This is a genomic window from Rasiella sp. SM2506, from assembly GCF_050859505.1.
Taxonomy (GTDB): domain Bacteria; phylum Bacteroidota; class Bacteroidia; order Flavobacteriales; family Flavobacteriaceae; genus Marinirhabdus.
Genome location: NZ_CP193934.1, coordinates 107,955 through 121,749, shown reverse-complemented (window position 1 = coordinate 121,749; position 13,795 = coordinate 107,955). Strand labels below are relative to the sequence as shown.

Below are 13,795 nucleotides of genomic sequence, written 5' to 3'. Positions count from 1 at the left end.
TGTAAAAAGCAAAAGGAAGCCGTACCGAAATAAGTTCTTATTCGGAAGTATTTTTAGATGTAATGATGATACTTGTTTCGCTTTCAATAGTATAAGTTAATCCTAGTGGAATGGTGATAGTTTGTAAGGCAGCCTCTAAGTCTTTGTGCGTGTAGCTACCTGTATACCGTAAAGTTACATCAATATTTTTAGTTGTCACGGTAGTATGGTATGTGGTTTCAAAATCCTTAAGCACATTGGTGATACTTACATCGTCATAACTACTTTCGTTAGCAATCCATTCTGGTTTAGTAGTGAAAACTTCAGTCATTTGCAGGGAGCCATCTAATATGGCGGCACTTTTTCCTTTAACTAATTTAATGGTCTTGTCATTATGAGTGACGGCTACTAACCCTTCGTAACACGTAACACTGAAATGAGTGCCATTTTCCAATACATTAAATTGCGTCCCCAGCACTTCAACGTCACCTTGAGAGGTGTGTACGGTGAATTTTTTTCCTTTGGCAACTTTAAAATAGGCTTCTCCAGAAAGGTTTAATTCTCGATGATCCTCCCAAGAATTTTCTTTATAAGATATTTCAGAAATACCATTTAGTAGTACTTCCGAAGTATCTGGTAAGACAATTGTTTTAGTTTCGGCTAGCTGGGTAGTAACTGTTGTGGATAATGAATTTATAAAAACATAGGAGGCTGCTATAATAGCTAGAACAGCGGCAAGTTTCAGCAACACTGGCAAGGTTCTCACTTTTGGAGTTCTCTTACTTTTTGTGTTCAATTTTTCTTTTAATTCCTGTAAACCCATCTCGGTATTAAAAGAAGGCATTTCAATTTTTTGCGCGTACGCGTCAATTTTTTGGTAGGCAGCAAACTCTGGATAGGTTTCCAGGGTAGCCAATTCTTCGGCGGTATGGGTGCCGTTAAGCCATTTGTCCAATAATTGCGTATTCATAGTTACTTGGTTCTAGTTGTTAAACAGTTATGATCCTTTTTTACTACCTATGGGTTAAATTTTTTCTACTGTTTTGCGAAGGGCTTCCAAAGCGTCGTGAATTCTTTTACTCACCGCTTTGTTCGAAATATTCAAAATTTCGGCAATTTCCCTATATTTTTTTCCTTCCACACGGCTTAATAGAAATGCTTCTCTTTGTATTTCGGTTAGATTGGCAATGGCCAGTTGTAGTTTCTCTCCGTATTCTTTTTCTTCCAGTAAAAAATGAGGCGAATGTTTTTCCACGTTAGGTTGGTGGCTTTCTACATATTTTAATACTACCTTTTTGTGTGCTACTGTATTTAAAAACAAGTTGTTGGCTACGGTATAAACATATGATTTGGCTTTGTCTGGCGAAACTTTTTTACAATTTTCCCATAATTTAATAAAAGCTTCCTGCGCCACATCATAAGCCTTGTCCTTATCGCCACATTTAAAATATATAAAATTTCGAATGGCTTGAGCGTGCTCTCTATAAATGGTGTCGTAAGTGCGTTCTTCGCAAACGTGTTTTTTTTCTTCCATAGCTGGGTGTAAACTTATAGAAAAAATTAAATATAAAAACCAGGTAATAATTTCTCTCGTAAATTGTTATAGTAGTAAGGAACAGTTTTTTAGAACGAGCTGTCCTTATCTAAAATTTGTTTCGAATTTATGAAACGAAGGAAACTGAATTGCTATGAAGAAGATTCGGTTGGTTAATGTGAAAGCCCATGTTGCAATTTATTTTGCAGATGGGCTTTTTTACTTTACTGAAATTTAATCGAAGAATCTATATCCAACTATCTTATCATTTCCTTCGGTAGCATCTATAACCACTAGATACTTAAGTGTATGGCCATCTGCAAAAAGCAAATAACTTTGAAATTGATATAATTTACCAATATCATCTGTTTCTTCAGCAATACCGAAGAGCGTATAACTCTGTATTAATCCGTGCTCTTTTTCTGTGTTTGAAAGTCCGCTTTTTATATTAACCGACATCGATTTCGGAATGTCTTTGTTGCTTTTTAAAGCATCCAGGCCTTCAAAATTTTTGTTGACAATGCGTTTTGAAAAATCGTGGAAGATCTTCGATTTATGGTTTACAGGTGCCAGTTCTGATACTTTGTAAGTATATCCAAGCGTATCGCTTGCCGTGCTTATGAAGGAAACCTGAACATGAGAATACTCTGTTTTCTCATCATCAGTTAAGGCATCAAAAATCATTACGGCAGCATTTGCAGTGCTTACCGTGCGCGGCAAGGTATCTCCCAAAGTACTATTTTTAATAAAGACATTGAAGGTAGTATTTTTGCCTTTGGTGTTGCTTACAAAACTTTTGGTATAGGTAACATCACCATTATATACTTCAGCAATGTCATCCAGAACGCCCCGTTCGGTTTCTGAAACGCAGGATAATAGCAAAAGTGGCGTTAGTAGTACTAGTAGCTTAAATTTTTTTTTAAATATCATAGTGTTTAGTCTTAAAATATAAACGAGTAGGCGACAAAATTGGTTTTTTATTTATCAAAAGCCACCCTATAAAATACATCTTTAGTAATAAATAAAAGTTGCCTCTGCATCTGTATCGTGCTGTATAAAAGATTCAGTAAATTTTTGGAAAGTATCCTATTTTTCAGCCAATATTACTACCACATCGTAAGTAAAGTTAAAAGTTTTTTTGCTTGATTTATTCTTATATTATATATTTTTTCTGCGGTGGTTACTCAGGTAACATCGCTACTGCAACCCAACAAAAGAAAAGATAAAAAATATACTACGACTATTTTTTTTCATAAATTCTATAGTTTGGTTAGATCATACTCTATTGCAGTGCGTACTAATCCTGCCGTATTTCTTACCCCGGTTTTAATAAGCATATTTCTACGGTGGGTTTCTACGGTTCCAAAACTTATAAAGAGCTTGTCTGCAATTTCCTGGGTAGTACATTCGTCCATAATAAGTCGTAACACATCTTTTTCGCGTCTTGACAAAGTGGGGAAGGGACTGGTTATTTTTTCATTTCCGTTTTTAAGAACGCTGTTTAAAACAATTTCGTTAACCGTATCATCCAAATACATTTTGTTTTTGTAAACAGTTTTTATAGCATCAATTACTTCGTCTTGGCCTGCATTTTTTAATACGTAGCCTTTGGCGCCACTATTTAGCATTAATTTTATTAAGCTGCTTTCTTTGTGCATACTTACCGCAACAATTTTTAAACATGGGTTGTCTTTAAGTAATTGTTTACAAGTATCTATGCCGTTTATTCCAGGCATGTTAATATCTAGTAAAACTACATCTACTTTTTGCATAGGGATTTTTGCAATACTTTCTTCTCCGTTTAATGCCGTCCCCACTACGGTAATATCTGTTTCATTTTTTAACAGTAATTGCATACCATCTATTACCATTTTGTGATCGTCTACTATAAATACATGTATCATTTTGTTGGGATATTAATGGTTAAGGAGGTTCCGTTGTTGGGTTGTGTGTCCCAATCTATGCAACCGTCAAGATACGCAACTCTACTGTTAATGCTTTTTAGACCTAGACCGCCTTTGGCAACCGCTTCTTCAAAAATAAAACCTTTGCCGTCATCTTCCACTAGCAAATTAATTTCCTGATGGTGGCCTACCAACTGAATCAGTATATTTTTTGCTTCGGCATGCTTCCTAATATTTGATGTAATTTCTTGTACCAGTCTATAAATCATTACTTCCTTGGTAGGTTCAATATTTTCGGGAAGATTCGTAACTTCTAAGGTCACACCATACCCTTGTTCTTTAAGATGTGTGGCAACATCTTCAATGGCGCCCTGGAGACCAGAAAGGCTCAGTGCATGAGGCATCATATTATGAGAAATTCTACGTACTTCTATACAGGCTTCATCAATTAAATTATTGGTTTTTTCGGTAAGATTTAATTCACTTAATTGTTCAATTTCCTTTTGAATGGTCGTAAAATGGGCTTTTACAGTACTTAACAATCCGCCCAAGCTATCGTGCAAATCTTTGGCAATGCGTAATCGTTCTGCTTCTTGCCCTTCAATCATACTATTCATAGCAAGTAATTTATTTTTTTGTTGTAGTTCGGTAATTTTTTGTTGCTGAAGCGCTTCGGTCTGCATAGCCAATTTGTTTTTGTACTGCATCCGTTTCCGTAAAAACAAAATAATAACAATTGAAAAGATTGCCAATATGACTAAGCCAAGTAAGATATTTCGTTTCAATCTTTTTTCCTTCTGAAGGATTTCTTCCTGCTCTTCTTGTTTTTTGTTGAAATCATACTGCATTTCAATTTGCGTGAGATACTTAATATTTTTCTCGTTAATAATCGAATCTCTTGCCACGGTGTATAGCTCAAAATTGGATAGCGCTTTTTCAAAATTACCGTTTCGTTTATAAGCATCGTACAAACATTCACACGCCTTGGACATAAGTTCTGGCACCTTAATGGCGTCTATAAGCGTTTTTGCTTGTTCGCAATCTATAATGGCCAGATCGTATTTTCCTTGTTTAATATAAAGAATGCCACGCTCTGGTAAGGCTTCAGCAATTCCAGTTTGATATCCTTGTTCTTGAAATGTTGCTAGCGCTTCATTCAAACTTGTCATTGCCTTTTCGTCTTGATTCAGTTTTACAAATGCGGTACCTAAATTTAGTTCTGTAAAAGCTATTGAAACGGGAGAAGCACCTCCTTTTAGTTTAAGAGCTTTACCTTTTTTAAAAGCATCTAAGGCTTCTTCTTCACGACTCATCTTCAATAATAAATTACCTTTATTGCTGGTAATTACTCCTGCCGCTTTCATATCACCCATCTCTAGAGCAGCTTCGTTTGCTATGTTGTAATAGACGAGCGAGGTTTCAAAATCTTCTGTCTTGTTATATAAATTGGCAAGCGAATTTGCGAGAACGAAGTTTTGTCCTTTGCGCTTTGTTTTTTGGTCCTTAGTTAGCTTTGTGGTGTCAATTTTATCAAGGATTTCTCGCGCTTGCATTGTATAGAGAATAGACTGGGAAACGGCGTCATTCTGGCTGGCAATACCTCCTTTGGTGGCCAAAATTCCTGAACGAATAAAAGGAAATTGGTCTTCTGGAATGTAGGTGAGCGATTTATCCAAATATATATTAGCAGAGTCTAATTGAGCATTGAAATAATAATAGTTGCCTAACGAATAGTACGAATTTGCCAGCATCTCCGCATCATTTTTTTCTTCAGAAATGGTTAAAGCTTTATCTATAAGTTTTCGAGTAGATTTTATATACCGATTTTTTCCGGCATTAGATGTTAGGGTTTTAATGGCTTCCATTTCTTTTGGCATACCCCTAACCACCTGAAGAATGGAATCCACCTTTTCCTGATTTATAGGCTGTTCCTGGCTATATGTAAACGTGTGCATACACAGCATAAAATAAGTAAGTAAGAGCGGATTACGAGTGTTGAATATCACGGAATACTTTGCAATTTGGTTAGGTATTCCGAAATTACGTGAGTCTTTTTTAGAAACGTGTATGTTTTCAACCATAAAGCAAATCTATATGAATTCATAGAGGGTGATTTCCTACAAATTATACAACTGGTATTTTAATCATAACCGTAGTGCCCCGACCTATCACCGAATACCAATCTATAGTGCCATCCAAAAATTGAACACGACTATTAATACTTTTAAGTCCAAGACCACCATTTTCTACTTGTTCGTTATAATTAAAGCCCCTACCATCATCTTCTACCAAAATGGTTACTTCATTTTCATAGCCTATTAACTGTATGGTAACTTGTTTTGCTTTGGAGTGTTTGCGAATGTTTGAAAGCAGTTCTTGGAGCAACCTGTATAGCATTACCTCTTTTGTAGGTTCTGTTTTTTCGGGAAGGTTTACAAATTCTACATTAGTTTCGTACCCTTCTTGCTGTAGTTGTAGTCCCAGATCTTCAATAGCCCCTTTCAAACCTGAAATACTAAGTGCTTGTGGCATCATATTGTGAGAAATTCTTCGTACTTCAATTACGGCTTCATCTATGAGTTTAGTAGTTTTATCGGCAAGATTCATTTTTTCAATTTGCTTAAATTCATTTTGAATAGTCGTAAAGTGTGCTTTTACAGTACTTAGCAAACCACCTAAGCTATCATGAAGATCTTTTGCGATACGTAGTCGCTCAGCTTCTTGTCCTTCAATCATACTATTAAGGGCAAGTAATTTGTTTTTTTGCTGAAGTTCAGTAATTTTTTGTTGCTGAATCGCTTGCATTTGTAGCGCAATAGTTTTTTGCGATGTAAGTCTATATTTAAAAAAGAAGAAAAGTAGTAAAGCCAATACACCCAGAACAATTAACCCATAGCGAGTCTGATTTTTTTGGCGGGTTTGTTTCTCTAACTCTAATTGTTGTGAGAGAATTTTTCGTTCTTTTTTTTCAGTTTCAAACTCAATTTCGAGCTCCGCAATGTTGCGTCTCATTTTTTCTGAAGTCACACTGTCCTGTAACGAACCTTGTAATATCTTATAATCGTAAGCTTCTTTATAATTGGTAGTTGCCGCACTCATTTTTGCAAGCGTCAGGTATATATCAATAAGGTGAGACGGTTTTTCTACTGTTTTAAGTTTGGAGACTGCTCTTTTTAAATAGGGTATTCCTTTTTCTGGGGTACCATTGGCATCATATATATTGGCCAGAGCTATGGTTGTTGCTACATAGGAATTTATACTCTGTAGGCTATCGCTTATCTGTATAGTTTTTTCCAGTAACGGTATATTTTCCTTACTCATACGTTTCTTAAACAGCGCCTCAATAGGCATATGTCCTGCCGGGGTATTAGCGTGGGCCTCTTCGTAAAGTTCTGAAAGTATTTGAGTAAATTTTGCTAACTGTTCTGGTTTGTCTACCTGAGTGTAAAAATCCAGAATCATATATAAGTGAAATCGTTTCTGAGGTAGGTTGGGCATGTCTTTTACAAGATTGTACACTTTTAAAAGATACATTTCCTGCTTGTCATATTCTTTGAGGGAATTGTATACGGCAGATTTTGCATCGTAGAAGTTTGCCAAGATGTCTTGATTTTCTTTTTTCAAAGCCAATTCTTCAACTTTATTCAAATACTGTAGCGCAAGGTCTGGCTGGTTTTTTTGATCATAGGCATAGCCAAGTGAAAAGTGGTAAAATATAAAACGCTTTTCATCTTGAAATTCTTCGGCCAGTTCTATACCTTTTTGTTTAAGAATGATAGCCTCATCCAAGAAGCCGCTTCTAGATAAGTTTCTGGAATAGGTTTCATACATAATAAGTTTGGCATAGGCCGTAGTATCTTTTTTAAATACATACTCAAACAAAGTTGTAGCTTCTTCGGGACTATTTTTTAAGACCAAACTATCCCCTAAATCAGAATATATAAGACGTAGGTCCTTTTGAGATTTGTTCTCCAAAGTCCCCAGAATTTTATCTATTTTTTCTTTACCGAAGTTTTGAGCATACAAAAATTTGGGTTGACACAAAAAAAGGAATGTCAACCCAACTAGTAAGGAGATATATTTTGATCGCATTTTCACAAACAAAAGATAAGTATTTATTTTTAAGTGAGATCTACCGTGTTTTCATAGAAACTTGTAGCGTAAAATCACCTTCACTTAAACCGTCTGCTCCAGTGACCCCAATAACAACTCTATAAGGTCTGTTTATGGCAACCAAATTTGTGACTTTTCTTGTGTGATCCTGTGTTTTACCCACGACTGGACGATCCATTTTGTGACCTGCTTCACATCTAATGCATCTTTCAAGATTGGGAACCAAACGCATGTTGTCCACACCAATTTCGTAGGCATAAATACTAAAATTTTTACTTTTATCTTTTGGGATTACCGTAACTTCCATTTCGCTGTATTTTGGAATAATTCCAGTAAAGAAAACGTGCTTTCCTGTAAATTTTTGTTTTTGAGTTTCAGGAAAACAAGCATTTTGGCTGCTCCAGGCCCAGGAAAGATCGTCAAGAATAATTCCTTCATTCAGGTTTGCGGTGTAATTTACTTCACCATTGGGTTCAGGTTGTATTTCATTTACTTTAGGTTGTGCTATCATGCTAAAAAAAGGGGCTATAAGTAAAAGTGTGAGTAGATGTTTCATAATTAATAGATTTTAAAAGTTATTGTAAAAGAGCTGCGATACCATCACAGCTCTTTACAGTGAAAACTGGTTTTATTATTCTGCGTCGATACGGTATTTAAACTTGTTTCCAACCGATTGGTTTTTCATAGAAACAATAATGATTTTTCCTTTTACATTTCTAAGATTAAAGGTTTTCACTTTGCCATTTTTATCGTTCGGGAATATGTAGGACTCCTTTTGTGTAGTCACCCCATCTTTACCTTGAACACAAATCACGACACCTGTCTTGGCTTTTCCATCATATTTGTTAATGGTAAGCTTCACGTTATCATTAAAAGATGGGTGTGTTACAAAGGTTCTTTTTGTTTGTCCCGTAATACTTCCATTTTCTTTACTTCCATCTATCTCCAAATACCGTGGGCCAATATTTGCTCCACCATTCGAGGCAATCCAGTTCCACGTGTTCTTTATAGGTTTGATGGATGCTTTAAATGGATTGAGGGTTATGTTTGGTTTCCAGGGGCCATATTTTTGCCACGCTGCTTTAGCTAATTTTTCGCCTTGATTACAGTTCTGTGCGCCCGCAGTAAAAGTGAAGGCGAATAATGCGATACTAAATACTAAGATTAATTTTTTCATGATGTATGTTTTATAATTAGGGTTTTGATGTTTTAGTTTCTAACTTCTGCTTCCATAGAATAGCGGAACATGTTCCCTACTGAAATATTTTTCAATTCTATTTTTAGTTCTTGACCCGAGTTAACGTTTAGTACCATTTGGTTACCCGGTTGGCTTACCTCAAAAGTGTCGCTAGAATACTCTATCCAAGAATTTCCATTTTTTCTCCAAACGCGTACCGTACCACGAGCGTTTCCAGATGTTCTTTTAATGGTAATTTTTGCTTTATTGGTACAAGAAGCGTTGGTGTATATAGTTTTCTTTTGTTGTCCAACCATGGTACCAGTTTCGGTGCCAGTTTTTGACAGATTGCTGGTACTTCCGGTAGCTTTCATACTATACTTAAATTTGTTCCCCACAGATTGGTTTACAATTTCAACTTTAATATTTTTTCCTTTCACTCCAGGGATAGTTTTATTCATCCTGGGTGTGTCCCGACCGTTTTCAAAGATCATACGATCCTTAAAAGAACCATTGGCGTAAATATTTACCGTAGTTTTTGCTTTACCACCAGTTTTATTTACTTCTACATTTATTGAATTTGAGGTAGCTCTGAATTCAATTTTCGCTGGCCCTGCCGCCATAACGGTTCCAGAACGTGAAGCAAGTGTAGCGTTGCAGGATTGTGCGGCACTGCTAAATCCAAATGCTAGGATTGCGATGGCAAGCAGCATCATTTTTGTAATGTTGTTGATGTGATTTTTCATGATTTTGAAATTTTAATTGTTAATTTTTATACTGCTAAACTACCTCGAGATACTTACTTGAATATCAAAGAAAACGGTGAGAGATTGAAAATGTATGAATTCTATTAGCGTTCCCTTAATTCATATAGTATATTGAAATACAGGTGCTTAATGCAATAAAAAAAAGCACAACTCTTGGCTTGGAGATGTGCTTAAAAAATAACTTTATAAGCTTTTGAAATTATTTTGCAGCAATAGTAAACTGTGCTTTTTCTCCACTATTTTTTAAAGAGATACTTAGAATTTTTCCTTTTACATTCTCAAGCGTAAAACTTTTAGAACTATCACCTGCAAGCATTGTATAGCTGTCCAGATTCTCGGTCATATTTGCTTTGGTGTGGGCACAAACCACTATTTCTAGTCCTGCAAGGCTCTGTGTGCTTTGTAGGATAATTTCCATGGTTTCTTTAGGAGCCATATAGGTAACGTAGGTTTTCTTTTTATTCTTTTTTAGGGTTCCATTTTTTGGCCTTCCTTTAGTAGATAGTATTTTGGGAGCATTTCCTTTAAGACTAAGACCGCCTAATGAATTGGTTAGATTTTCTTTTGCTGAATCAAAACTGGATGTTAATGATTCTGGATCGTTGAGTGCATTTTCTAAGGTTAGGTTTTCCCAAAGCCCTTCAATTTGTTTAATGTCTTCGCTACATTCCTGAGCTTCTATGTTAAATGCTATACTGAAGAAAAATAATAAAAGAAATACAGTTTTCATGATGTGGTGGTTTAAAGTACATCACAAAACTAAGCTGAGATAAAGGATGAAGTATCAAAGAAAACTAGGAGCGAAGCAGAATGTATGAATTCTGTGAGAAGTGTTTTTTGAAGATGAAACCGAAAACGAAGTCATCCTCCAAGAAGGTAGCGACGGCAACTTTGTAGGTGTTTAAATTATTCTGAAGCACCCTTTAGCTCTAATAATAAGGATTCAAACAAATTTCTCTCATTACTTTTTTGAAGGATATAACTTCCTGTAAGTTGTGGTCTTCTTATTGTTAATGCCGAGGTGGTCATACGTCGGATTAAGACCGATGATGTTTTAACCATGACTTCTCCAGCTTTCTGTATTTCCGAAAACTTTGTAATGTTTATTTTTTTCGAAACAGGATCACCACCATTATAAGTACCTGAAGAGCTTTCCTTTTCAGTAATAGGAAAATATTGAAAGGAATCTTGAGTAATGAGGTACCTATTATTATTTTGATCTAAATATGTAATAGTTTCAACATTAGCTTCCATAGGATTTGGGCAAGTAGCACTCATTTTGTTGTTTTTCATGGAGCTACATCCTATGAATGAAAAAAGAATACAGCAAAAAAAGAATTTTGATGCTTTCATTACTTTTTATACAATGTCTTTCCAGCAGCTTCATATTTGTCTCCAGCTGTCCAAAAAGGCGTTACAGCATCGTTTGCAATAGAGCGACTCGCTAGTACGTAAGCTCTAAAAAATTTCAACAAATAATCATAATCTAAAGTGTCTGCCTCGTCGCCTGGGCGGTGGTAGTACTTGGTCACTTCCCCATCAAAAGAGTTAAAACCCATAGAAAAGGTAGGTGCAGGGATTCCTTTTGCTGCAAAATGAACATTGTCACTACGGTCAAACAAGCCTTGCTCAGGAGCGGGATCGTCTATGGCAGTAAGTCCAAAAGTAGTTGCTGCTTTCTTAATGTGTTCTGCAGCCGTAGTTCTGGGCAAACCAATAATAGTTGCTTTTGAGGTGTCGTTATATCCAGCGTTATCACTATTAAAGCAATACACCATTTGGTTTAAGGGGAGCACAGGGTTTTGAACATAATATTCGCTTCCTAAAAGTCCTTTTTCTTCGCCCGTAAATAGAATAAATAAGGCAGAGCGCTTGGTTGGATATTTTGCCAAGTTCTCGGCCATGCTTAAAACGGTTGTTGTACCCACAGCATTATCTCTGGCTCCATTGTAAATAGTATCTCCCGTTTCGTCTGCCGTTCCAATACCTACGTGGTCATAATGAGCGGAGTAAATTATGTATTCGTTTTTTAGTGTTGGGTCTGTGCCTTCTACAACACCTATTACATTTTGCGACAGCACTTGTTCTTTTTTTGAGGCATCCATTTTTAAAGAGACCCCCAGTGCTCTTCTTGAGCTAATGTTGGTTGCCAACGTGTGCTCTTTATCCTGTACCCAAATATGAGGAATATTTGTATTTTTTGTTAATTCTACTTTCATTTCACCCAATTCCAGCGTTGGCGCATCAAAATTATGAGAGATAAATCCCCACATTTGATCTTCACTATTGAGTAATTCTATTAATCCAATAGCACCGGCGGTCTTGGCAATTTCTCGTTTAGTTTGCATCAATCCAAAAGCACCTCTAGCATCTTTTGCCGCGTCACTTCCTGCCTTTACAACAACAATCTTTCCGGTTACATTTTGGTCTTTGTAATCTTCTTCTAGACCATAATTTACATACACAGCGTGACTGTTATACTCTATGGTTGATGCGCTTAAAACTACTTTGTTTTTAATTTCCTCCCCGCCAATTGTGAGTGAAATATCTTTTGGCGGTGTATTTTTTGTGAGTGGCACTTGTTGATAGTACGTTCCTGTTTTCGGATTCGTTTTTACGCCATAGCTTTTCAATGTATTTGCCAAATAGGCTGCAGCAATTTTGTTTTCTGGGGTTCCGGTTTCTCGACCTTTAAGTAAATCGTCTGCAAGGAAATAGATATGTCCTTCAATTTTAGATTTTGAGACGGTGCTTTCTACTTTTTCTTTTTCGGTTTGTGCAAACGTGGTGCTAAAAGCGAATGCAAAAATAAAGGCTACAATTAATTTCATGAATTTGGTTTTAAGTAAGATTGAAAGATACGATATGAAATGCTTGTTTTTGAATAATTTCAGCAACATTAATTTTTTCTGAAAACCACTTTAGTAGCTAAGGTTTCAATACCATCAATCCTAATAGGCTTGGTAATGATGTGAGCTGTGAGGGTATCGGTTTTAGAAAGATTTTTTGAAGCAATGGTGTATAAGAATGACTGTTCTTGAAGGGTGTCGTTAATTTTAACGAGTGGTCCCAATGCCGAAAGGTTTTTTACAGCAACGGAATCTTGTTCCCTGGACAATAAAATTGAATCTGTAGTTATTTGCCTAAGTTGCGCCGAAATTGTTTCGGCCAATTCGGGGTGTTTGTTTTTAAGGACAAGTAAATCAAAATATTCTTGTAATTTTTGTTCGGTAATGGTGGCGTAGGAGAAGGCCTCCTCAATTGGAATTGAGGAGGCTTCATCCAATTCAGTTTCGGCTGTATCACTGGTGGCGAAGGACTTTTCTTCGGAAACGTTGGCACAACCTATTAAAAGGACCGTAAAAAGTATATAAACTAGCTGTTTCATTTTATTAAAAATTTAAGTTTTACTAGTTTTCCGTTTTCATAGGTTTTATTCAAAATCTGAATATTTTTTAAGGTACTCGTGGGGAGCGTTAACTTTTGGATAAAATCGGTTTTAGAATATAATTCAATCCCGGTGTTATTGGGGTAAACCTGATAAATTTGCGCATTGTTGGCAATGAGATTCTGCAGTTGCTCCTGGCGTTTTTCAACATCTTTAAAGTTTCCGGTGCTGTAGTATTTCAGCATTAAGGTATAATCGTCCACGCTTAATTTTACAGTGCTATTCTCGCTGCCATCGATACTGCGGGTAATAGTATCGGTCTTATGATAAGGCGATTGTACGACAAAAGAGATTTTTTCTGCGTCAGTTTCATACGTAAAACATCCAGTAGCATCAGTTTTAAGATACACAGGAGATTGGTCAGGTTGTAAAATTTTAATATCTACCGTTTCAGTAATGGCTTCATTTTTATCTTCATCTACCATGCAAAAAGTGAAGGTGTTTTTATCCATCGTTTGTATGAAAAGTATGATAAGGATCGGAACAATGATAGCTATCCATAAAACTGGTGGGAAGTTCTTTTTCTTCTTGTCTTCTTTTTCTTCTACTAAACCAAGATTGCCGCCTTTAAAATCCTGCCAGTTATCATACCCTCCATATTGACTCAACAAATTGAGAGCGTCTATTCTGGGTAGATTTTTAGGTTTATTTTTAAAATAGGTATAAAACGATTTTTCTGAAATACGCCCTTTTGTTTTATTGAAGAGATCTTCCTGAAAAGCAACAATTTCTTCGCCTTTCCAATCACCAATATGCCTGGATGCATGGTGCTCTTCCAGAAAAGTTTCGGCAACTTTTGCTTTTAGCAGATTGAAATGATGCAGATTGGTTTCGGTCAATTTGTTTTGTATATAGTTGAAATATAGCTTTTTG

14 protein-coding genes are annotated in these 13,795 nt (G+C 36.1%); all 14 read right to left on the bottom strand.

Features of this window, described 5'->3' with window-relative positions; all coding sequences use genetic code 11:
* Positions 1-37: 37 nt before the first annotated feature.
* The 14 genes from ACQ2HF_RS00585 to ACQ2HF_RS00520 all read right to left on the bottom strand — a co-directional run bounded on the left by ACQ2HF_RS00585 (position 38) and on the right by ACQ2HF_RS00520 (position 13,761).
* Complete coding sequence (locus ACQ2HF_RS00585) at positions 38-949, bottom strand: FecR family protein (protein WP_432411570.1); 912 nt, start codon at positions 947-949, stop codon at positions 38-40.
* A gap of 54 nt (positions 950-1,003) precedes the next feature.
* Positions 1,004-1,513, bottom strand: a complete 510-nt coding sequence (locus ACQ2HF_RS00580; RefSeq protein WP_432411569.1) for an RNA polymerase sigma factor — start codon at positions 1,511-1,513, stop codon at positions 1,004-1,006.
* Positions 1,514-1,747: 234 nt separating this feature from the next.
* On the bottom strand, positions 1,748-2,443 hold the full coding sequence (locus ACQ2HF_RS00575; RefSeq protein WP_432411568.1) for a hypothetical protein: 696 nt from the start codon (positions 2,441-2,443) through the stop codon (positions 1,748-1,750).
* Between the two features lie 329 nt (positions 2,444-2,772).
* Positions 2,773-3,417 (bottom strand): response regulator, encoded by a 645-nt coding sequence (locus ACQ2HF_RS00570; protein ID WP_432411567.1) that lies wholly within the window; start codon positions 3,415-3,417, stop codon positions 2,773-2,775.
* Entirely contained in the window at positions 3,414-5,372 is a 1,959-nt protein-coding gene (locus ACQ2HF_RS00565; protein WP_432411566.1) for a tetratricopeptide repeat-containing sensor histidine kinase, read from the bottom strand. The genes ACQ2HF_RS00570 and ACQ2HF_RS00565 overlap by 4 nt, the downstream gene beginning before the upstream one ends.
* 169 nt (positions 5,373-5,541) lie before the next feature.
* On the bottom strand, positions 5,542-7,392 hold the full coding sequence (locus ACQ2HF_RS00560) for a tetratricopeptide repeat-containing sensor histidine kinase (RefSeq protein ID WP_432411565.1): 1,851 nt from the start codon (positions 7,390-7,392) through the stop codon (positions 5,542-5,544).
* A 157-nt stretch (positions 7,393-7,549) separates the two neighbouring features.
* Positions 7,550-8,086: a hypothetical protein gene (locus tag ACQ2HF_RS00555; protein ID WP_432411564.1), complete on the bottom strand. Its 537-nt coding sequence runs from the start codon at positions 8,084-8,086 to the stop codon at positions 7,550-7,552.
* Positions 8,087-8,161: 75 nt separating this feature from the next.
* On the bottom strand, positions 8,162-8,707 hold the full coding sequence (locus tag ACQ2HF_RS00550) for a hypothetical protein (protein WP_432411563.1): 546 nt from the start codon (positions 8,705-8,707) through the stop codon (positions 8,162-8,164).
* Positions 8,708-8,739: 32 nt separating this feature from the next.
* Entirely contained in the window at positions 8,740-9,453 is a 714-nt protein-coding gene (locus tag ACQ2HF_RS00545; RefSeq protein ID WP_432411562.1) for a hypothetical protein, read from the bottom strand.
* Positions 9,454-9,673: 220 nt separating this feature from the next.
* Positions 9,674-10,204, bottom strand: coding sequence for a hypothetical protein (locus ACQ2HF_RS00540; RefSeq protein WP_432411561.1), 531 nt, complete (start codon positions 10,202-10,204; stop codon positions 9,674-9,676).
* A gap of 176 nt (positions 10,205-10,380) precedes the next feature.
* Complete coding sequence (locus ACQ2HF_RS00535; RefSeq protein ID WP_432411560.1) at positions 10,381-10,767, bottom strand: hypothetical protein; 387 nt, start codon at positions 10,765-10,767, stop codon at positions 10,381-10,383.
* Positions 10,768-10,826: 59 nt separating this feature from the next.
* Complete coding sequence (locus tag ACQ2HF_RS00530) at positions 10,827-12,305, bottom strand: M28 family peptidase (protein WP_432411559.1); 1,479 nt, start codon at positions 12,303-12,305, stop codon at positions 10,827-10,829.
* Positions 12,306-12,373: 68 nt separating this feature from the next.
* Complete coding sequence (locus tag ACQ2HF_RS00525) at positions 12,374-12,862, bottom strand: hypothetical protein (RefSeq protein ID WP_432411558.1); 489 nt, start codon at positions 12,860-12,862, stop codon at positions 12,374-12,376.
* Positions 12,859-13,761, bottom strand: a complete 903-nt coding sequence (locus tag ACQ2HF_RS00520; protein WP_432411557.1) for a hypothetical protein — start codon at positions 13,759-13,761, stop codon at positions 12,859-12,861. Before ACQ2HF_RS00520 ends, ACQ2HF_RS00525 begins: the two co-directional genes overlap by 4 nt.
* Positions 13,762-13,795 lie beyond the last annotated feature (34 nt).

What these genes read in the sequence shown, in the direction of transcription:
- ACQ2HF_RS00585 (WP_432411570.1), bottom strand. Translation starts at nt 949, where the DNA reads ATGAATACGCAATTATTGGACAAATGGCTTAACGGCACCCATACCGCC.
- ACQ2HF_RS00580 (WP_432411569.1), bottom strand. Translation starts at nt 1,513, where the DNA reads ATGGAAGAAAAAAAACACGTTTGCGAAGAACGCACTTACGACACCATT.
- ACQ2HF_RS00575 (WP_432411568.1), bottom strand. Translation starts at nt 2,443, where the DNA reads ATGATATTTAAAAAAAAATTTAAGCTACTAGTACTACTAACGCCACTT.
- ACQ2HF_RS00570 (WP_432411567.1), bottom strand. Translation starts at nt 3,417, where the DNA reads ATGATACATGTATTTATAGTAGACGATCACAAAATGGTAATAGATGGT.
- ACQ2HF_RS00565 (WP_432411566.1), bottom strand. Translation starts at nt 5,372, where the DNA reads ATGCACACGTTTACATATAGCCAGGAACAGCCTATAAATCAGGAAAAG.
- ACQ2HF_RS00555 (WP_432411564.1), bottom strand. Translation starts at nt 8,086, where the DNA reads ATGAAACATCTACTCACACTTTTACTTATAGCCCCTTTTTTTAGCATG.
- ACQ2HF_RS00550 (WP_432411563.1), bottom strand. Translation starts at nt 8,707, where the DNA reads ATGAAAAAATTAATCTTAGTATTTAGTATCGCATTATTCGCCTTCACT.
- ACQ2HF_RS00545 (WP_432411562.1), bottom strand. Translation starts at nt 9,453, where the DNA reads ATGAAAAATCACATCAACAACATTACAAAAATGATGCTGCTTGCCATC.
- ACQ2HF_RS00540 (WP_432411561.1), bottom strand. Translation starts at nt 10,204, where the DNA reads ATGAAAACTGTATTTCTTTTATTATTTTTCTTCAGTATAGCATTTAAC.
- ACQ2HF_RS00535 (WP_432411560.1), bottom strand. Translation starts at nt 10,767, where the DNA reads ATGAAAAACAACAAAATGAGTGCTACTTGCCCAAATCCTATGGAAGCT.
- ACQ2HF_RS00530 (WP_432411559.1), bottom strand. Translation starts at nt 12,305, where the DNA reads ATGAAATTAATTGTAGCCTTTATTTTTGCATTCGCTTTTAGCACCACG.
- ACQ2HF_RS00525 (WP_432411558.1), bottom strand. Translation starts at nt 12,862, where the DNA reads ATGAAACAGCTAGTTTATATACTTTTTACGGTCCTTTTAATAGGTTGT.